General features: G+C 65.5%; 14 protein-coding genes and 1 pseudogene. 12 read left to right on the top strand and 3 right to left on the bottom strand.

The features are described 5' to 3' along the window. The first annotated feature begins 3 nt into the window (after positions 1–3). A complete protein-coding gene (locus tag ACM43_RS31090) occupies positions 4–1,461 on the top strand; it encodes a hypothetical protein (RefSeq protein ID WP_271545285.1) in 1,458 nt (485 codons plus the stop codon). Positions 1,462–1,672: 211 nt separating this feature from the next. Here the strand turns inward: ACM43_RS31090 and ACM43_RS31085 are convergent, their stop codons facing one another. Beyond that, a complete protein-coding gene (locus tag ACM43_RS31085; protein ID WP_271545284.1) occupies positions 1,673–3,412 on the bottom strand; it encodes a methyl-accepting chemotaxis protein in 1,740 nt (579 codons plus the stop codon). 234 nt (positions 3,413–3,646) lie between these two features. Here ACM43_RS31085 and ACM43_RS31080 point away from each other — a divergent pair, with 234 nt between their 5' ends. The 5 genes and pseudogenes from ACM43_RS31080 to ACM43_RS31060 form a co-directional block, all read left to right on the top strand. Continuing rightward, the gene (locus ACM43_RS31080) at positions 3,647–5,029 is read left to right on the top strand and encodes an ethanolamine ammonia-lyase subunit EutB (RefSeq protein ID WP_271545283.1); all 1,383 of its coding nucleotides are present in this window, start codon (positions 3,647–3,649) and stop codon (positions 5,027–5,029) included. Between the two features lie 148 nt (positions 5,030–5,177). After that, positions 5,178–6,764, top strand: a complete 1,587-nt coding sequence (locus ACM43_RS31075; protein WP_271545282.1) for a B12-binding domain-containing radical SAM protein — start codon at positions 5,178–5,180, stop codon at positions 6,762–6,764. Positions 6,765–6,770: 6 nt separating this feature from the next. Further along, a complete protein-coding gene (eutC, locus tag ACM43_RS31070; RefSeq protein WP_271545281.1) occupies positions 6,771–7,556 on the top strand; it encodes an ethanolamine ammonia-lyase subunit EutC in 786 nt (261 codons plus the stop codon). 209 nt (positions 7,557–7,765) lie between these two features. Further along, complete coding sequence (locus tag ACM43_RS31065) at positions 7,766–10,132, top strand: efflux RND transporter permease subunit (protein WP_271545280.1); 2,367 nt, start codon at positions 7,766–7,768, stop codon at positions 10,130–10,132. A 226-nt stretch (positions 10,133–10,358) separates the two neighbouring features. Then, positions 10,359–10,982: pseudogene (locus ACM43_RS31060) on the top strand (class I SAM-dependent methyltransferase); the annotation flags it as partial. Between the two features lie 16 nt (positions 10,983–10,998). Here ACM43_RS31060 and ACM43_RS31055 read toward each other — a convergent pair. Together ACM43_RS31055 and ACM43_RS31050 are read right to left on the bottom strand one after the other, a co-directional pair. Beyond that, positions 10,999–11,829: a hypothetical protein gene (locus ACM43_RS31055; RefSeq protein ID WP_271545279.1), complete on the bottom strand. Its 831-nt coding sequence runs from the start codon at positions 11,827–11,829 to the stop codon at positions 10,999–11,001. Between the two features lie 91 nt (positions 11,830–11,920). Next, positions 11,921–12,418: a hypothetical protein gene (locus ACM43_RS31050; RefSeq protein WP_157281367.1), complete on the bottom strand. Its 498-nt coding sequence runs from the start codon at positions 12,416–12,418 to the stop codon at positions 11,921–11,923. 457 nt (positions 12,419–12,875) lie between these two features. Between ACM43_RS31050 and ACM43_RS31045 the strand changes: the two genes are divergently transcribed. The 6 genes from ACM43_RS31045 (at position 12,876) to ACM43_RS31020 (ending at position 19,031) form a co-directional block, all read left to right on the top strand. After that, positions 12,876–13,109, top strand: coding sequence for a hypothetical protein (locus tag ACM43_RS31045; protein ID WP_157281370.1), 234 nt, complete (start codon positions 12,876–12,878; stop codon positions 13,107–13,109). 190 nt (positions 13,110–13,299) lie between these two features. After that, positions 13,300–14,184: a squalene synthase HpnC gene (gene hpnC / locus ACM43_RS31040; protein WP_271545278.1), complete on the top strand. Its 885-nt coding sequence runs from the start codon at positions 13,300–13,302 to the stop codon at positions 14,182–14,184. Beyond that, on the top strand, positions 14,174–15,013 hold the full coding sequence (gene hpnD, locus ACM43_RS31035; protein ID WP_057027142.1) for a presqualene diphosphate synthase HpnD: 840 nt from the start codon (positions 14,174–14,176) through the stop codon (positions 15,011–15,013). The genes hpnC and hpnD overlap by 11 nt, the downstream gene beginning before the upstream one ends. Continuing rightward, complete coding sequence (hpnE, locus tag ACM43_RS31030) at positions 15,013–16,269, top strand: hydroxysqualene dehydroxylase HpnE (RefSeq protein WP_271545277.1); 1,257 nt, start codon at positions 15,013–15,015, stop codon at positions 16,267–16,269. The genes hpnD and hpnE overlap by 1 nt, the downstream gene beginning before the upstream one ends. Positions 16,270–16,332: 63 nt before the next feature. Beyond that, positions 16,333–18,285, top strand: coding sequence for a squalene--hopene cyclase (gene shc / locus ACM43_RS31025; RefSeq protein WP_271545276.1), 1,953 nt, complete (start codon positions 16,333–16,335; stop codon positions 18,283–18,285). Continuing rightward, positions 18,282–19,031 (top strand): phosphorylase, encoded by a 750-nt coding sequence (locus tag ACM43_RS31020; RefSeq protein ID WP_271545275.1) that lies wholly within the window; start codon positions 18,282–18,284, stop codon positions 19,029–19,031. The genes shc and ACM43_RS31020 overlap by 4 nt, the downstream gene beginning before the upstream one ends. Positions 19,032–19,185: the final 154 nt, after the last annotated feature.

The following is a 19,185-nucleotide window of genomic DNA, read 5'->3' as shown; positions in this document are numbered from 1 at the left end:
CGCATGAGCCTGCGTTGGCTGATCGTCGCGGCGCTCCTCCTGGCTGCCTTGCTCGTCCAGATACCGATCGTCCTGAACCCGGATCTGGCCTGCCTGCTGACGGAGGGCGAGCAGGTCCTGGATGGCCGCAAGCCGGGCGTCGATCTCTTCGAGCTGAATCCACCCCTGTCGGTCTATTTGTACATGCCGGCATCGATGCTGGCGCGAACGACCGGAATTGCGCCTGAAGTGATCGTGATCATCCTGATCCTGGTCGAAATCGTCGTCGCGCTTCTGATGATCGATCGTGCCGCTGCGGCGGCAAGGCTGGGGGCTGAAGAGCGGATCGTTGCGACCTGCCTGTTCGCGTTCTTGTTCGCAATTCTTCCGAGCGGCGTATTCGGACAGCGTGAGCACGTCGCCGTCATTGCGCTGACCCCTTTCGTCGCCGTCACCGCGATCCGCTGGCGTGGCCTCAGCCCCGGACCGGTTGCGATCCTGGCGGGACTTGGGGCCGGGCTCGCCATGAGCATCAAGCCCCACCTTGCCATGGTCGTTGGGCTTCCGATCGTGCTGGCGGTCTTCCGCCAGCGCTCGCTCAGGCCGTTGTTCTCTCCGGAAGCGATGACGGCGGCGGCTGTCGTCATCGGATACGGAGCGGTCCTCGCCAGCGTTTTCCCCGCTTATCTTTTCGACTATGCGCCGATGGTCTCTGCCGCATATCTGCCGTTGCGGATGAATCTGGGCGATCTGCTGTCTTTCCCGGCCATGGTGTTGGCCGGGTCCGTCGTGTTTCTCGGCTTGCTGGCCCCGCACGAGTTCAAGTTTGGAGGCAACGCGACCCCGTGGTTGGCTGCGGCGCTCGGTGGAGCTGCGAGTTTCGTTCTCCAGGGCAAGCATTGGACCTACACGGCGTTTGCGCTCTGTGTCTTTGCGATCGCCGCGCCGCTGTTGCATGCGCGCATCAGGACGATGCGGATGCCGGTCATGATCGCCGGCCTCGCCGCCGTTGCGCTCATCGGCTATTGCCTGGCCTTGCAGGTCCGGCCGTTTCCGCCGCTCAAGGAGCGCATCCTGGCCCTCGCAAAGCATCCGCGGCTGATCACGATCGGCGATCACGTCGCGCTGGGGCATCCGCTCGTCCGCGAGGTCAACGGGACCTGGGTGGGCAGCTCCTGCATGCAGCTGTTGGCTGCCGGCGCGATGATGCTGCAGAAAACGACGACGCCAACCGAAGGCGAGCGCGCAAGACTGGACAGCATCATCGATTTCGAGCGGCGGCACTTGCTCGCAGACCTGCGCGCCGGTCGTCCGGATGTGATCCTCGTGGATACCCGGCTGCTGAGCGCGGTCCCGTTCGACTGGCTGGCCTGGGCGAGGTCCGATCCGGAGCTCCAGGCCGAGCTAACTCGTTACCGCGAACTCGAGGATGCCGGCGGCCGGGTCCGGATCTTGGTCGCTCGATCGGGTTCGGAGCGGTAACCCCGTTCGGTTGCCAGCCGCGGCAGGCGCCACGCTCGGCATGCTGACATCATGCCCCTGTTTTGCCCGACGAGTCAAAATCGGTCCGTAAGAACAGCACGCTTTCGCGCCGTTCGGCCAAGCCACTGAAAAACCTCACCCCGCCTACTGTGCATGGGGTTGTTTTTCCGTTTTTGCTGGAGCGACCGTTTTCGCGGCGCCAGGCGGGCCGCTATCCCGCCTTGGCGATGCGCCCGTCCGCCGACCCCGCGCGCAGGTTCTGGAAGAACGTCTCCACCTCCCGCGACAGCGTCTGCGCCGTCTCGGTCAGGCTGCTGGCGGCGGTGAACACCGAAGCCGCCGCAGTATCGGTCTCGCCAATGGCATCGCGCAGCGAGGTGATGTTCGCCACCAGCGTCTCGTTGCCTTGGGCGGCGCTTTGCGCGTTGGAGGAGATCTCGCGCGTGGCCTGGTCCTGCTGACTGACGGCGCCGGCAATCGCGGATGTGACCTCGTTGATCTCGCGCACGGCCCCGCCGATCTCGCGCACGGCGTCGACGGCGTTCCGCGTCGAGGCCTGGATCATCGCGACGTTCTCGCTGATCTCGGCCGTGGCCTTGGCGGTCTGGCCCGCGAGCGCCTTCACCTCGTGGGCGACGACAGCAAAGCCGCGGCCGGCATCGCCGGCGCGCGCCGCCTCGATGGTGGCGTTCAACGCAAGCAGGTTGGTCTGCTCGGCGATCGCCTGGATCAGGTTGAGCACGCCGTCGATGCGTTGCGTGGCTGCAGCGAGGCTCTCGATCTCGGAGATCGACTTCTCGGTGCGCTGGCCGGTCTGCTCGACCGCGCCGGCGCTCTGCCGCACCTGGCGGCCGATCTCCACCACCGAGGCTGAAAGCTCCTCGGCCGCGCCCGCCACCGCGGTGACGTTGTGCGAGGCCTGCTCGGTGGCGTTCGCCGCGGTGCCGGCGCGGCTGCTCGCATCCGCAGTGACACGCGTGATGGTCTGCGCGGTCTCGCGCATGACGGAGGCGTTGTCGCTGAGGCCGCGCATGATCGCGCCGATCGCCTCGCGAAATTGCTCGACGGACCGCTCGACGTGACGGGCGCGCTCCTCGCGCGCGGCGGCGTCTTGCGACACTTGCGAGGCGAGGTTGCGGTTGCGCCCCATCGAGTCCTGGAACACCTGGATGGCGCGGGCCAGCGCGCCGATCTCGTCGGCGCGGTCGGAGTGCGGCACCACGACATCGTCGGCGCCGTCGGCGACCTGCTTGATGGTGGCGGTGATCGCGGCGAGCGGCCGGGCGATCGAGCGGGCAATGATGACGATGCCAGCGACGACGAGGGCCAGCGCCACGCCGCCGAGGCAGGTGAGGATGAACGACAATGTGCGGGCGGTCTCGGTCTGCTGCGCGATCTGCCTGCCGCGCTCGGCATAGACCTTGGACAGCGCCTCGAGGTCCTTGTTCAGCGCCGAGCGGACGCTGCGGTTGGCGTCGTTGTCGCCCCATTCGCGGCCCGCTGCCGCGTTGATCTCGACGCCGCGCCGCACCAGCTCCTTGCGGAACTCGACGAACTGCTCGATGCGCTTCTTGAAGGTCGCGAACTGCTCGGCATCGTCTTCCTTGACGATGGTCTCCCAGCGTTTCACGACGTCGAGGATCTGGGCGTTGAACTTGAGCAGGCCGTCGCCGTATTTCTTCACCACGGCCGGCTCGGTCGACATGTAGATGCCGCGCGATTCCATCACCACCGCATAGACGAGGGAGTTGACCCGCTCGACGTTCAGCGCGGCGGAATTGGCCGTCTCGATCGCGACTGCGAGGTCCGCGCTGCGGCGGCTGTTGTAGTCGGACAAGATCGCGATCGCTGCCGTGAGCAGCGCGAACAGCGCGAAGATCGCATAGAGCTTGCTGGCAAGCGTGAAGCGGCCTGCCGGCTTGGCGGCATTCCCAGATCGGACGGATGTCATGATGTTCAAGGAGCCCGGATTGGCCTGACCGGCCGGTGAACGGGGTCAGGCAAATTGTTGCAAAACTATGCAGAACGAAGATGGACGCCTCGTTAACGCGCGGCCTGGCCGCCTCCGTCCTAGGTCGAAGGAAAGGCAAGTCATTTCAGCGTCTTGATCCGAAGGTTTAGTTTCAGGATAGTCTTTTGGGATAGTCTTGGAGTCGGCCGTTGGCCGAGCAACCCGGAGAGACCCTTGGTCTACCGCCACAGCATCGACGCCACGACCTACAGCTTTCCCGACCTGCGCGACCTGCTCGCCAAGGCGACACCCCCTCGCTCCGGCGACCGGCTGGCCGGAATTGCCGCAGCCAGCTCCGAGCAGATGATCGCCGCGCGGATGGCGCTCGCCGATGTGCCGCTCGGCCAGTTCCTGCAGGAAGCCGTTGTTCCCTACGAGGCCGATGAGGTCACTCGCCTCGTCATCGACAGCCATGACGCCAGGGCGTTCGCGCCGGTGGCATCGCTGACGGTCGGCGCCTTCCGCGACTGGCTGCTGTCGGACGCCGCAACGCCCGAGATCCTGCGCAAGCTGGCGCCCGGCATCACGCCGGAGATGGCGGCCGCGGTGTCGAAGCTGATGCGCAACCAGGATCTGATCCTGGCCGCGCGGAAATGCGAGGTCACCACCGCCTTTCGCAACACCATCGGCCTGAAGGGGCGGATGAGCACACGCCTGCAGCCGAACCATCCCTTCGACGATGCAAGGGGCATCACCGCCTCGATCCTCGACGGCATCCTGCTGGGGGCAGGCGATGCCTGCATCGGCATCAATCCCGCCAGCGATGATCCGGCCGTCATCGCGCAATTGCTGCGGCTGCTCGACGAGATCATCGCGCGGCTGCAGATCCCGACGCAAGGCTGCGTCCTGACCCATGTCACGACGACGCTGTCGCTGATCGGGCAGGGCGTGCCGGTCGACCTCGTCTTCCAGTCGGTCGCGGGCACCGAGGCCGCCAACCGCAGCTTCGGCATCGACCTCGCACTGTTGAAGGAGGCGCAAGAGGCCGGGCTGTCGCAGTCGCGCGGCACGGTCGGGCGGAACCTGATGTATTTCGAGACCGGCCAGGGCTCGGCGCTGTCGGCGGGCGCCCATCACGGCGTCGACCAGCAGACCTGCGAGGCGCGCGCCTATGCGGTCGCCCGCGCCTTCGCTCCGCTGCTGGTCAACAGCGTGGTCGGCTTCATCGGCCCCGAATATCTCTATGACGGCAAGGAAATCATCCGCGCCGGGCTAGAGGATCATTTCTGTGGCAAGCTGCTCGGCCTGCCGCTCGGGGTCGACATCTGCTACACCAACCACGCCGAAGCGGATCAGGACGACATGGACAATCTCCTGACGCTGCTCGCCGCCGCCGGCGTCACCTTCATCATGGGTGTTCCCGGTGCCGACGACGTCATGCTGAACTACCAGTCGACGTCTTTTCACGACGCGCTCTATGTCAGGGACGTCTTCGCGCTGCGCCGTGCGCCGGAATTCGACGACTGGCTGGCGCGCTCGGGCATTGCAGGTGCCGATTTCCGGATTGCCGGCGATGCAGGCCTGCTGCCCGATTTTGCCGCGCGGCTGATCGCATGAGGCGGAAGGTCAACTCGGTTGGGAAACCATCGGCGCCTCTCGGAATTATGCTTACGCCACAATATTGAGAAATTCCGGCGACAGCATTACGCTATGTGTCGGGCTGGCAATTTCCGCACCATCGGTTGAGTGTGGCGGGGGAGCTTTGATGCGAGCTGAAAGTAACGGAACGTCCCGGCGGATTCTCTGCGTGTTTCCGCGCTACACCTCGTCCTTCGGCACGTTCGAGCATTCCTATCCGCTGACCGATGGCGTTCGCGCCTTCATGCCGCCGCAGGGGCTGCTGCTGATCTCCGCCTATCTTCCGAAGGAGTGGCAGGTCAAATTCGTCGACGAGAACCTGCGCCGCACGACGAGGGAGGAGTTCGAATGGGCGGAAGCGGTCTTCGTCAGCGGCATGCACATCCAGCGCCAGCAGATGAACGACATCTGCCGCCGTGCCCATGAGTTCGATCTGCCGGTCGCGCTCGGCGGGCCTTCCGTCAGCGCCTGTCCCGACTATTACCCGTCCTTCGATTATCTGCATGTCGGCGAGCTCGGCGATGCCACCAACCAGCTGATCGAGATCCTGTCGCGCGACACCTCGCGGCCCGAGCAGCAGGTCGTGCTCACGACCAAGGACCGCGTGCCGATGACGGAGTTTCCGATTCCGGCCTACGAGCTCGCCGACGTGAAGAAGTACTTCCTCGGCAGCATCCAATATTCCAGCGGCTGTCCCTACCAGTGCGAGTTCTGCGACATCCCCGGCCTTTACGGCCGCAATCCGCGCATCAAGACGCCGCAGCAGATCATCGCCGAGCTCGACCGCCTGCGCGAATGCGGCATGACCGACACGGTCTATTTCGTCGACGACAATTTCATCGGCAACCGCAAGGCGGCCATGGACCTGCTGCCGCACCTGATCGATTGGCAGAAGCGGACCGGCTACGTGGTGCGGCTCGCCTGCGAGGCGACGCTCAACATCGCCAAACGCCCCGAGATCCTCGAGAAGATGCGCGAGGCCTATTTCATCACCATCTTCTGCGGCATCGAGACGCCGGATCCCGACGCGTTGAAGGCGATGCAGAAGGACCACAATATGATGGTCCCGATCCTGGAGGGCGTGCGCACCATTAACTCCTACGGCATGGAGGTGGTCTCGGGCATCATCATGGGGCTCGACACCGACAAGCCGAACACCTCGGAGGCGCTGCTCGCCTTCGTCGAGGAGTCCCGGATTCCGCTGCTCACCATCAATCTGCTGCAGGCGCTGCCGAAGACGCCGCTATGGGACCGGCTTGAGCGCGAGGGGCGGCTGGTCGAGGACGATGGCCGCGATTCCAACGTCGACTTCCTATTGCCCTATGACGAGGTCGTCGCGTCCTGGAAGCACGCCATGGCAGTCGCTTACGCGCCCGACAAGGTCTACGCGCGCTATCAGCACCAATGCGACCACGTCTATGTGAACCGGCTCAAGGTGCCGGTGCCGGACGAGATGAAGACCTGGCCGAACATCCGGCGCGGCCTCGTCATGCTACGCAACATCTTCTGGAAGGTCGGCGTGCTTGGCGACTACAGGCGCGTGTTCTGGAAGTTCGCGCTGGGCCGCATCAAGCGCGGCGACATCGAAGGCCTGATCGGCTGCACGCTGATCGCGCACCATCTCATCACCTTTGCGCGCGCGGCCTCCAGCGGCAAACAGAACGCTTCGAACTATTCGATCCGGCTGCGCGAGGCCGCCGTTCCGGCCGAATGATGCCCCATGTCTGACCCGGCCCTGCCGCGCCGTCCGACCCTCGATTTGCAGTCGTTCACGCCTGCGCGCGTCGCGCTGGGACGCAGCGGCGCGAGCCTGCCGACGAAGGCGTTGCTCGATTTTACGCTGGATCATGCCCGCGCCCGCGATGCCGTGCATGCCGCCTTCGATACGCCGCGTCTCATCGCCGATCTCGACGCGCTCGGTGTTGCCGCGACCGAGGTGAGGAGCCGGGCGGTCGATCGCAGCGACTATCTGCGGCGGCCGGATCTGGGACGGCAGCTCGACCCCGGCTCGGCCCAGCGTCTGGCACGAAGCATCTCGGCGCCGTGCCAGCTCGCGGTCGTGATCGGAGACGGCCTGTCCGCGGCGGCGGTCCATAGCCATGCGGCGATCGTGGTGAGGCGCCTGCTGCCATTGCTTGCGGAGGGGGATGCTGTCGCGGTTCGCCATGTCGTCGTCGCATCGGGCGCGCGCGTCGCGCTCGGCGACGAGATCGGCGCCATTCTCGGTGCGCGCATGGTCGTGATGCTGATCGGCGAGCGGCCCGGCCTGTCCGCGCCCGACAGCCTCGGCGCCTATCTGACCTTTGCGCCGAGGCCCGGCCGCACCGATGCCGAGCGCAATTGCGTCTCCAACATCCATCACGCCGGGTTGAGCCACGAGGAGGCGGCGTTCAAGATCGCCTGGCTGGTCCGCGAGGGGCTGGCCCGGGAGATCACCGGCGTGGCGCTGAAGGACGAGAGTGCGGACCGCGCGCCGCGCCAGATTGGCACATCCTCGCCGGGATGACGGTCATTCCAAGCCCGGATCGCCACTTTTCTGATCGATTCGGCCGCGCCGGGCCTGCTTGCGAAAAGACCTGTTGACCTGCTAAACCGCTGCCGGCGATTTTCCGCGCATTTTCAAAGGGCAAGCCTCCCATTGGTATGGCGTTTTCAAGCCGTTCGCGCGGCGCGATAAGCTCGCAAGGCCGAGCCGATTTAGGAACTGGATAAGGCATGCTCGAAAAGCACAGCGAGAATGAGGTTCATGTCGACAAGGTCGAGCAGGGACCTACGTCCTCCATCGCCTTCGGGCTGGAGCGGCTCGGGCTGATCGCCGTTCGGGCCCCGATCGTCTCCTGCATCGTCCTGCTCGCGTTGATCGTCGGCGCGGTGTTCGGGATCTACCGGATCAAGATCGACGATTCGCTGTCGCAGCTGTTCCGCTCCGACAGCCGCGAATTCCGCCAGTACGAAGAGGTGACCAAGAAGTTCCCGGCGGAGGAGTTCGATGTCCTCGTCGTGGTCGAGGGCAAGACCCTCCTGGAACGCAGCAACCTCGAGAAGCTGCGCGATTTCGTCACCGACCTGCAGCTGGTCGAAGGCACCCGCGGGCTGGTCTCGCTGTTCTCGGCGCGCCAGGCGCCGGCCCCCGGCAAGCTGCCGGCGGCCCTGTTCCCGGCCGAGCTGCCCGAGGGCGCGGCCTATGACAAGTTCATCGAGACCGTCAAGAACAACGAGATCATCCGCGGCAAGTTGCTGTCGGAGGACGGCACGCTGGCGTTGATCGTGCTGTCGCTCGATCCCGAAGTGGTCGGCTCCAACAAGCTGACCAAGACCGTCGGCGACATCCGCGCGCTGATGAAGGAGGATCTCGGCGACACCGGGCTCAACGTGCAGCTCTCGGGCGTGCCGGTGATGCAGCTCGAGATCCGCAATGCGGTCGAGCGTGACGGGCTGACCTACAACATCCTCGGCATCCTCGCCGGCTGCATCATCGCCATCATCTTCTTCCGCAAGATCTCGTTCATGATCGCCGCGGCATTCCCGCCGATGATCGCGATTCTGCTGGCGCTCGGCGCGCTCGGCTGGGCCAATTTCAACCTCAACATGTTCCTGAACGTGATGACGCCGCTTATCATGGTCATCAGCTTCTCGGACTCGATGCAGCTCACCTTCGCCGCGCGCGACCGGCTGATCGCGGGCCAGGACAAGTTCACCGCGTTCAAGAACGCGGTGCTGGTGGTGGGCCCGGCCTGCGTGCTGACGCATGGCACCGCCGGCATCTCCTTCATCGCGCTGATGTTCTCCGACTCCGACCTGATCCGCAAGTTCGGGGAGGCGGGCCTTGCCGCCACCATCATCGCGCTGGTCGCGGTGCTGTCGCTGGTGCCGGTGTTCGGCGTCCTGTTCGTGCGCAACGAGAAGGTCTTCGCGGTCAAGTTCCAGGGTGCGGACGCCGGTGTCCAGGCGCTGCGCAATTTCTGCTACTGGATCGCGGTGCGCATGGTCGGCCGGCCCGGCCTGTTCAGCCTGATCGCGGTGCTGTTCGTCGGCGGCCTCGGCGTCATCTATGCCAATCTGGAGCCGCGCTACCGGCTCGCCGACCAGGTGCCGGACAAGCGCCAGGCGGTTGCTGCCAGCGATCGGCTCGATGCCAAGCTCACCGGCGCCAATCCCGTCAACGTGCTGATCGTGTTCCCCAAGGGTGAATCGCTCTATTCACCGCAAACGCTCCAGACCATCGCCGAGGTGCATGCGACGGTCGAGAAGTCCGCAGGGGTCGGCAACGTGTGGTCGCTGGAGACGCTACGCCGCTGGCTGGCGGAGAAGGCCGGCAGTGCCGATGTCGCGACGCTGAAAGAATATGTCAGCGTCATCCCCGAGCACCTGGTGCGGCGCTTCATCGACGCCGAGCAGGACGCCGTGGTGGTGGCCGGCCGCGTGCCGGACAAGGATTCCAGCCAGCTCCTGCCGATCGTCGACAAGCTCGATTCCGAGCTCGACGCCGTCCGCAAGAAGCATCCCGGCTATGAGATCGCCGTGACGGGTCTCGCCGCCATCGCCGCGCGCAACTCGGCCAACATGATCGAGAAGCTGAACCACGGCCTCACGATCGAATTCGCGCTGGTCGCGATCTTCATCGGCCTCGCCTTCCGCTCCTGGGTGGTGACGCTCGCCTGCATCCTGCCGGGCATCTTCCCGGTGGTGATGTCGGGCACGGTGCTGTGGGCGATGGGCGAGGGACTGCAATTCGCCAGCGTGGTCGCGCTGACCGTCTCGTTCGGACTTGGCCTCTCCGCCACCATCCACTTCCTCAACCGCCTGCGGCTGGAGAACAAGCCGGGCGTCGGCTCGGCGCTGGCGGTGGAGCGGGCGACCGTGCTGGTGGGACCGGCGCTGATCCTGACCACGGTGGTGCTGGCCTGCGGCCTCGTCGTCACCGTGTTCTCCGACCTGCCGTCGCTGCGGCTATTCGGCTGGCTCAGCGCCTTCTCGATGGTGATGGCGCTCGTCGCCGACCTCTTCATCCTCCGGCCGACGGCGATGTGGCTGATCAATCTGCACGCCAAGCTGCACGGCCCGGACAAGCAGGCGATCTGAGTGGCTTCATCCACCGGACACTCGGCGCAGTCTGAATGACTGCGCCGGAGTTCCGGTCGGGGACGAATCATGCAGTACGACGGCTCCATCGTGGCGTTTCAACAGAAGCGAGGCGGTGATTCAGCTGCTTTTTTCGTCCCGTTCCTGACATCGGGTATGACCCTGCTCGACGCGGGCTGCGGGCCCGGCACCATTACGGCAGCGCTGGCGGACCACGTCGAAAAGGCCGTCCCTCGATATCGAGCCGACGGCCATTACCGCCGCCAATCGGCTCGTGTCGGCGGCGGGCTCGACCAATCAGGCCTTTGTCGAAGCCGATATGACGGCGCTGCCGTTCGCGGATGGAACGTTCGACGCCGTGTTCTTTCACGCGGTGCTCTACCATCAGAGCCGGGAGATATTGGCGCGAACGCTGGCCGAAGCGCGCCGCGTGCTGAAGCCGCGCGGTCTCGTCGCAACGCGCGATGCCGATGTCGGCGGCAACGTTCTTCATCCTGAAATCGACGGCGTGCGGCTCGCGCTCGATCTCTGGCAACGCTGGTACCAGCACGACGATCCGGAGGCGCTTCGCTTCGGGCGCCGTCAGGGCTCCATCCTCCGAGCCCACGGCTTCGCGCCGGTCTGGGCTGGTGCGAGCTACGTCAACCACAGTGCCGATGCGCAGAGCCGCAGCGAGGCCGTTGCCGATGCGCAGCGGAGCCTGCTGGGGCTCGGACCGCAACTCGTGGCCAGGCGGCTCGCGACAGACGATGAGATCCGGGCCGCGCTTGCCGGATGGGAGGCCTGGGAACGCGATCCGGACGCGGTCTATTTCCGATGCCGCTGCGAATGCATCGCGCGAAAGGACTGATCCGGCGCGGTTCGGCTCACGCCTCGACGCGAACGATCCCGTAGGGATTGAACTTGAAGTCGCCCTCGGCGTAGTCCTGCTCCCGCGACAGCGCGAGCTTGCGGTCGCGCAGCGTTGCCTCGGTGCCGCGCTCGGCCATTGCCTCCGCGATCTCGTCCATCAGCTTCGCTGCGTTCCGGTCGCTGCCGCGCGATCGCGCGACATAGATATCCGGCAGTCCGACGAGGTGGAAGCCGACGCTTTCGTTGTAGGTGTCGCCGGCGAGCGGCCGCTTGGCGAAGGCGAGGCGGCAGGTCCGGGCCATGGCTGCCGTGACAAGGCCCTGGCTCGGGTTCGCGGCGGCCTTGCACTCCCGGGCCAGTTGCCGCCATCGCGCGAGGCCGTGGGCAACGCCCGCGCTTTCGCCCTTCACGGCGGTGGCGCCGGCCTCGATCATCTCCTCGACAATTCGCAAGGCGGCAGCTGAATAGGCGACCGTCTTGTGCTGCTCCATCGGCGGGCTCAGCACGTAGAGGACCGCTTTGTGATTGAGTACGGCCATTTCGTCCGCCTCGGACCACGCTTTCGGAAAGACGCGGTCCCAGCACACACCGAAAGAGCGCTCCATGTGCGGATCGGGTTTGGCTTGCGAATAGGTGCGGTCGATCTCGAAGCCGAAATCGGCGATCGTCTTCGCCACCGCCTTCGGCGGATGCAGCAGGCTTTCATTCTTGCCGAGGAAGCAGAGCACGTGACGCGGCTTCACGGACGAAGGCTGCATGTTCGCCCCCTGCTGCTCGCTGGCGAAGGCGCGGCTGGCCACGAAGAGCCCGGCGGCCTTCAGCAGATGTCTGCGGATCGGCTCCATCTCAGCAAATCCAGCCGGTCAGTTCGTGTCAGCAAAAAGCCCCCGGCTCGCGAGAACCGGGGGCATGTTCTTCATTGCGTGCGAAAGGCCTTCAGCCCTTCGTCATCGTGATGTTGACGCCGCGGATCTCGCCCTTGGACGAAATCTGCACCGTCTGCTTGGTGCCGTTGGTGCGCAGCGACAGGTTGGCGGCAAAGCCGTTGGCCTCGACGAAGACCTCGATCTGGCCGCCGCCGGCGGTGCCCTGGAGATTGCCGAAGATGTTGCGGCTGGACTCGCTCCAGTTGCCGGAGATGCGGTCGCCCTGGCTCGTCACGTCGCTGGTGAGGTTGAACTTGTAGCTGTCGGAGGCGCAGCTCAGCGCCTGCTTCAGGTTGAGGCCGCTGCCGGCGACCTTATAGTCCGCCTTGCAGCGAATGCGCTCGGTGGAGCCGTCGGACAGCGACACCGTGCCGGTTCCGGTCCACGCGCCGTCGAAACCGGCAAACGGTCCGGACGACTGAGCATGACTTGCCGATGCCGAGAAGAGCAGCGCCGCCCCGATGCCGGCCGCCTTGATTGCCAGTCCAGATCGCCCAAAGAATGTCATCTCGAATATCCCGTTTTGGAACGACGTTCGCTTCGATTGAGAACGTCTCGCCACACCGAAAGTTTAGTACTCCGAGCAAGTCGCAGGTTCAAAGCCTGGCGGCCAGAGACGGCGGTTCACGCGACCCCGCCGTGCTTCCAGGGCCGCGATTTGCCGCGTTTCGTCATGTTTCCGGCAGCCGACGACGGGCGAAGAGATGCAGCGCGGCAACAGGTCTGCATTAAAACGCGATGCTCCAGAATTATGACGTAGTATCAAGCCCTTACATCTGCCAATGAAGGCGCGGGGAAGACCTGATTCGGCGCGGGCGGCGCCAATTTGGCCGCATTTGCCAGTGCTTGTGCCTTCTCTGAGGCCGCTACAAGCGGCGACTTGCCATCAGAACCAATCCGCTCCGGCCATCCGCCCTGCGCAGTCCGGGATCGGTGCGATTCTGCCGTCAGAATGAAGGAATACAATGCGCAATCTTCTCGTCGCTCTCACCCTGCTGTCGGCCTCCCTTTCGACGACGGCGTTCGCCCAGCAAGGGCGTGGCACGGAGGCCGAGCAGAAGGCCTGCACCCGCGATGTGCAGAAGTTCTGCCGCCCGGTCATCGACCAGGGCGATTTCACCATCCTGGCCTGCCTCAAGGAGAACCGGGCCAAGATCTCGCAGGCCTGCGACCAGGTGCTGAAGAACCACAATCAATAAACTCGGCCATTGGCCCAGAAAGGCGGCCCTCGGCCGCTTTTCCGGGCCTAATCCGAAGGGGCAGCCATCGACGGACAGGATTGGTTTTGCGGCCGTATTCCCCTATATGGGGGCCGCGGCGGCGTCGCCGGCGTGAGCCCGCCCGAGCGAAAAAGCCCTTCCTGTCCAAACGATTGTAAACCAGCCCTCGATGACCTCTGCGAGCGAATTGCGATCCGGCAAGGGTGACCGCGACGAGAATTTTCCCGTCGCGTCCTGGATCATTCATCCGCGTCATCGCGCCCTGATCCTGGCCTATTACAATTTCGTCCGCACAGCCGACGACATCGCCGACCACGCGACGCTACCCGCCGACCAGAAGCTCGCTTATCTCGATCTGCTCGAGGCGGAACTGCTCGGCAAGGGCGACACCCAGCCTGAGGCCGTCAGCTTGCGCCGCGCGCTCGCCGAGCGCGGCATGGCGCCGCGTCATGCGCTCGACGTGCTGATCGCCTTCCGCATGGACGTGACCAAGCTGCGCTATGAGACCTGGGACGAGGTCATCCATTATTGCCGCTACTCGGCGATGCCGGTCGGCCGCTTCATGCTCGACGTTCACGGCGAGAGCACCTCGACATGGGCCGCCTCGGACGCGCTCTGCGCGGGCCTTCAGATCAACAATCACCTGCAGGATTGCGGCAAGGATTATCGCGAGCTCAATCGCGTCTATCTGCCGCGCGATGCGCTGGCAGCACACGGCGCCTCCGTCGAGCAGCTCGGTCTCGCGCAGTCGCCGCCGGCGATGCTGGCCTGCCTGCAGTCGCTCGCCGCACGCAACGAGGCGCTGCTCGGGGAGGGCAGGTCGCTCGCAGCCGAGATCCGGGATTTCCGTCTCGGCGTCGACGTCTCCGTCATCCAGGCCTATGCCGACCGCATCGTGCGCCTGCTCAAGGTACGCGATCCCTTGCGGGAGCGCGTACATCTGAACAAATTCGAGCTGCTCGCCTTCAGCCTCGCCGGAATCATCGGCGAAGTGGGCCGCCGTGCGATCCGTCGCAAGGCCATTTCCAGACCGGGGACTGCCCATGACGCTTGAGGCGACCACGCCCGGCGCCAATTACGGCTCGACCGCATCCGGCAGCTCGTTCTATGCCGCGATGCGCATCCTGCCGCGTGATCAGCGCGAAGCGATGTTTCAGATCTACAGCTTCTGCCGCCAGGTCGACGACATCGCCGATTCCGACGGCCCGCGCGACGAGCGACTCGCCGCACTTCAGGAATGGCGCAACGATATCGACGCGCTCTATCAGGGCCATCCGCCGCCGCGGCTGAAGGACTATGTCGCCTCGGTGAAGACCTTCGGGCTCAAGCGGGAGGATTTCCTCGCCATCGTCGACGGCATGGAGATGGACGTGCCGCAGGACATCCGTGCGCCCGACATGGCGACGCTGGATCTGTATTGCGATCGCGTCGCCAGCGCCGTGGGGCGGCTGTCGGTGCGCGTGTTCGGCATGCCCGAGGAAGATGGCATCCTGCTCGCACACCACCTCGGCCGCGCGCTGCAGCTCACCAACATCCTGCGCGACATCGACGAGGATGCCGGCCTTGGCCGGCTCTATCTGCCGCGCGAGGCGCTGCTGCATGCCGGCATCACCTCTGATGATCCGAACCGCGTGATCGCCGAGCGCGCGCTGCCGAAGGTCTGCATGCCGCTGGCGCAGCGCGCCAAGGTGCATTTCGAGAAGTCGGACGAGATCATGAACCGCAACAGGCGCCGCGCCGTGCGCGCGCCGCGGATCATGTCGAAATACTACCATTCCATTCTGGACCTCCTGATCGCGCGCGGCTTCACCGCGCCGCGCGAGCCGGTGCGTGTGTCGAAGATCACGCGCATCCTGATCCTGCTCCGTTACGCTTTCATCTGATGCAAAACACAGCTCACATCATCGGCGCTGGAATTTCCGGCCTCTCCGCCGCCGTGCGGCTCGCCAATGCCGGCTTCAAGGTCGCCGTGCACGAGGCGACGCACCAGGCCGGCGGCCGCTGCCGGTCCTATTTCGACGGCGCCACCAATCTCACCATCGACAACGGCAATCATCTGCTGCTGTCGGGCAACAGCCATGCGCGCGCCTATGCGCGCGCGATCGGCACCGAGGCGGGCCTTGTCGGCCCCGAGCGGGCGCAATTTCCGTTCGTCGATATCAAGACCGGGCAGCGCTGGCAGATCGATCTCGGCGATGGCCGGTGGCCGACCTGGGTGCTCGACGAAAGCCGCCGCGTGCCCGACACCGGCCTTTCCGATTATCTCAAGCTGGCGCCGCTGATCTGGGCGTCGGAGGAGACGCTGGTCGGCAAGTCGATTCCGACCGAGGGCATCCTCTATCAGCGCCTGGTGCAGCCGCTGCTGCTGGCAGCTCTCAACGTCGATCCGCCCGAGGGCTCGGCCGGGCTCGCCGGCGCAATCGTGCGCGAGACGCTGCTTGCGGGCGGGCAGGCCTGCCGCCCGCTGATCGCGCGTGATGGTCTCAGCGCGGTTCTGATCGAGCCCGCCGTGAAGTTTCTGCAGGGGCGTGGCCACACCGTTCAGCTCGGCCATGAGCTGCGCTCGTTCGTCAGCACGGACGGCAAGGTGACCGCGCTGAATTTCGGCGGCGAGGATTTGATCCAGCTCGGCGCGGGCGATGTCGTCGTGATGGCGGTGCCGCCGCGCGCGGCAGTCAACCTGCTGCCGGGGCTGAAGACGCCGACCGAATTCCGCGCCATTGTGAACGCGCATTTCCGCTTTGAGCCGCCGCCGGGCTCGGCGCCCATCCTCGGCGTGATCGGCGGCGTGGTGGAATGGCTGTTCGCGTTCCCGAACCGTCTGTCGGTGACCATCAGCAATGGCGACCGGCTGGTCGACATGCCGCGCGAGGAACTGGCGCAGACGATCTGGAACGAGGTCTGCCAGGCGGGAGGTGTGTCCGGTGAGCTGCCTCCTTGGCAGATCGTGCGCGAGCGCCGCGCCACATTTGCGGCGACGCCGGCCCAGAACGCCCTGCGTCCCGGGCCGGTCACTGCGCTGAAAAACCTATTTCTCGCCGGGGACTGGACTGCTACGGGACTGCCAGCAACCATCGAGGGATCGGTCCGGTCGGGTGACCGCGCCGCCGATCTGGTTTTGGCCGCCGAAGGATCCTGAGAGGCGGCCTAAGGGGCAATTGTCCCGGTCAACTTCAATCGACTATCGGAGCAATCGAGCGACATGGATTCCGTGACCGCGACCAACCGCGAAGCCTTGGAATCGAGCATTGCCTCGGCCACCCAGGGCCTCCTCGGCCTCCAGCAATCCGATGGCCATTGGGTGTTCGAGCTCGAGGCCGACGCCACGATTCCCGCGGAATACATTCTGCTGCGGCACCATCTGGCCGAGCCGGTCGATGCCGTGCTCGAGGCCAAGATCGGCAATTATCTGCGCCGCATTCAGGGCGTCCACGGCGGCTGGCCGCTGGTGCATGACGGCGAGTTCGACATGAGCGCCAGCGTCAAGGCCTATTTCGCGCTGAAGATGATCGGAGATTCCGTCGATGCGCCGCATATGGTGCGCGCGCGCGAGGCGATCCGCTCGCGTGGCGGGGCGATCCACAGCAACGTCTTCACCCGCTTCACGCTGGCGATGTACGGCGTGCTGACTTGGCGCGCGGTGCCGGTGCTGCCGGTCGAGATCGTGCTGCTGCCGTTCTGGTCGCCGTTCCACCTCAACAAGATCTCCTATTGGGCGCGCACCACGATGGTGCCGCTGATGGTGATCGCCGCGCTGAAGCCGCGCGCGAGGAATCCGAAGGGCGTCGGCATCGACGAATTGTTCCTGCAGGACCCGCGCTCGATCGGCATGACCGCCAAGGCGCCGCACCAGAGCATGGCCTGGTTTCTGTTGTTTCGTTCGCTAGATGCGATCCTGCGCGTGGTCGAGCCGCTGTTTCCGAAGAGCCTGCGCAAGCGCGCGATCGACACCGCGCTCGCCTTCACCGAGGAGCGGCTCAACGGCGAGGACGGGATGGGCGCGATCTATCCGCCCATGGCCAACATCGTCATGATGTACGACGCCCTCGGCAAGGACGAGAACTTCCCGCCACGCGCGATCACGCGCCGGGGCATCGACAAGTTGCTCGTCATCAAGGACGACGAAGCCTATTGCCAGCCCTGCGTCTCTCCGGTGTGGGACACGACGCTCACCGCGCATGCGCTGCTGGAGGCCGGCGGTGACAAGGCGGTGCCGGCCGCCAAGCAGGGCCTCGACTGGCTGATCCCGAGGCAGGAGCTCGAGCTGAAGGGCGACTGGGCGGTGAAGCGGCCCGATGTGCGCCCGGGCGGCTGGGCCTTCCAATACAACAATGCCCATTACCCGGATCTCGACGACACCGCCGTGGTGGTGATGTCGATGGACCGCATGCGCCGGGAGCACGGTGCGGCCGGCTATGACGCCGCGATCGCCCGCGGCCGGGAGTGGATCGAGGGCATGCAGAGCGACGACGGTGGCTGGGCCGCCTTCGACGTCAACAACCTCGAATATTACCTCAACAACATCCCGTTCTCGGACCATGGCGCGCTGCTCGATCCGCCGACCGAGGACGTCACGGCGCGATGCATCTCGATGCTGGCCCAGCTCGGTGAGACCGCCAAGACCAGCAAGCAGGTGGCCGCCGGGGTCGCCTATTTGCGGAAGACCCAGCACCCGGAGGGGTCCTGGTACGGCCGCTGGGGTATGAACTTCATCTATGGAACCTGGTCGGTGCTGTGCGCCCTCAACATGGCGGGCGTCGACCACAAGGACCCCATGATCCGCAAGGCGGCGGCCTGGCTGACCTCGATCCAGAACGACGACGGCGGCTGGGGCGAGGACGCCGTCAGCTACCGGCTCGACTACAAGGGTTGGGAGGCCGCCCCCTCGACCGCCTCGCAAACGGCATGGGCCTTGCTTGCCCTGATGGCGGCAGGCGAGGTTGATCACCCAGCCGTCGCCCGCGGGGTGGAGTACCTGATTGCAACACAAGACAAAAAAGGACTGTGGGACGAGCAGCGGTACACCGCCACAGGCTTCCCCCGCGTGTTCTATCTACGTTATCATGGTTACCCAAAGTTCTTTCCGCTGTGGGCGTTGGCGCGGTATCGGAACTTGCGGAACACCAACAGCAGGGTGGTAGGGGTCGGAATGTGACTTTGGGGACGGGGGACTATGTTACCGCGGGTCAGGCCATCGACCCGCGGCCGATACTGATCGTGACCGGATTGGTTCAGGAGGCCCGCATTGCGGCCGGGCCCGGAATGGCGGTCATTTGTTCATCCAGCAGCCCGACCCAGTTGCGGGCGCTTCTGACGGTGGTGGATCCTGAGACGATTCGCGGCGTGATCTCGTTCGGCGTGGCCGGCGGGCTCGACCCGAGCTTGCGCTCCGGCGACGTCGTGCTGGCGACCGAGGTGCTCTCCGGCGACACCCGCTGGGCCGCCGGCCTGTCGCTCGGCGACGAGCTGATCGAGCGCCTGACCTCCGGCCGCCGCCGCGTGGTGCGCGGCAGCCTCGCCGGTGCCGAGGAAGTGGTCACGAAGCGCTCCTGCAAGGCGGCCCTGCACTCCGAAACCGGGGCGGCCGCCGTCGACATGGAAAGCCACATCGCTGCGGCCTACGCCGCCGAGGCCGGGCTGCCCTTCGCCGCCGTCCGCGTCATCAGCGACCCCGCCCACCGCGCGCTGCCGGCGCTCGCCCGCGCCGCGATCAAGCCGAACGGCCAGATCGACCTCGGAGCCGTGCTGCGCGGCATCGTGCGCAATCCGGCAACGCTGCATGCCCTGGTCTCGACCGGCATCGACTTCAACCGCGCGCTGCGGTCGTTGCGCGGCTGCCGGGACTATTTGATCGGGACGGAGTTCGTCGAGAGCGAGGCCTTGGTGTCGAAGGCGGCGTGAGCGGGGTCTTCGATCTGAGAATAAAGAAAAGGCCCGGTCGCGCGACCGGGCCTTTTTCGTTCGGTGTCTGTAGCCCGGATGGAGCGAAGCGTAATCCGGGGCCTTGCTACATGGAGAGACCATCCCGGATTTCGCTTGCGCTCCATCCGGGCTA

Origin of the sequence: Bradyrhizobium sp. CCBAU 45321, assembly GCF_028128975.1 — a bacterium.
Lineage (GTDB): Bacteria > Pseudomonadota > Alphaproteobacteria > Rhizobiales > Xanthobacteraceae > Bradyrhizobium > Bradyrhizobium yuanmingense.
This window is presented reverse-complemented; position numbering and strand designations above follow the sequence as displayed.

What these genes read in the sequence shown, in the direction of transcription:
- ACM43_RS31065 (WP_271545280.1), top strand. Translation starts at nt 7,766, where the DNA reads ATGCTCGAAAAGCACAGCGAGAATGAGGTTCATGTCGACAAGGTCGAG.
- hpnE (WP_271545277.1), top strand. Translation starts at nt 15,013, where the DNA reads ATGCAAAACACAGCTCACATCATCGGCGCTGGAATTTCCGGCCTCTCC.
- ACM43_RS31045 (WP_157281370.1), top strand. Translation starts at nt 12,876, where the DNA reads ATGCGCAATCTTCTCGTCGCTCTCACCCTGCTGTCGGCCTCCCTTTCG.
- ACM43_RS31075 (WP_271545282.1), top strand. Translation starts at nt 5,178, where the DNA reads ATGCGAGCTGAAAGTAACGGAACGTCCCGGCGGATTCTCTGCGTGTTT.
- shc (WP_271545276.1), top strand. Translation starts at nt 16,333, where the DNA reads ATGGATTCCGTGACCGCGACCAACCGCGAAGCCTTGGAATCGAGCATT.
- ACM43_RS31085 (WP_271545284.1), bottom strand. Translation starts at nt 3,412, where the DNA reads ATGACATCCGTCCGATCTGGGAATGCCGCCAAGCCGGCAGGCCGCTTC.
- hpnC (WP_271545278.1), top strand. Translation starts at nt 13,300, where the DNA reads ATGACCTCTGCGAGCGAATTGCGATCCGGCAAGGGTGACCGCGACGAG.
- ACM43_RS31050 (WP_157281367.1), bottom strand. Translation starts at nt 12,418, where the DNA reads ATGACATTCTTTGGGCGATCTGGACTGGCAATCAAGGCGGCCGGCATC.
- eutC (WP_271545281.1), top strand. Translation starts at nt 6,771, where the DNA reads ATGTCTGACCCGGCCCTGCCGCGCCGTCCGACCCTCGATTTGCAGTCG.
- hpnD (WP_057027142.1), top strand. Translation starts at nt 14,174, where the DNA reads ATGACGCTTGAGGCGACCACGCCCGGCGCCAATTACGGCTCGACCGCA.
- ACM43_RS31055 (WP_271545279.1), bottom strand. Translation starts at nt 11,829, where the DNA reads ATGGAGCCGATCCGCAGACATCTGCTGAAGGCCGCCGGGCTCTTCGTG.
- ACM43_RS31090 (WP_271545285.1), top strand. Translation starts at nt 4, where the DNA reads ATGAGCCTGCGTTGGCTGATCGTCGCGGCGCTCCTCCTGGCTGCCTTG.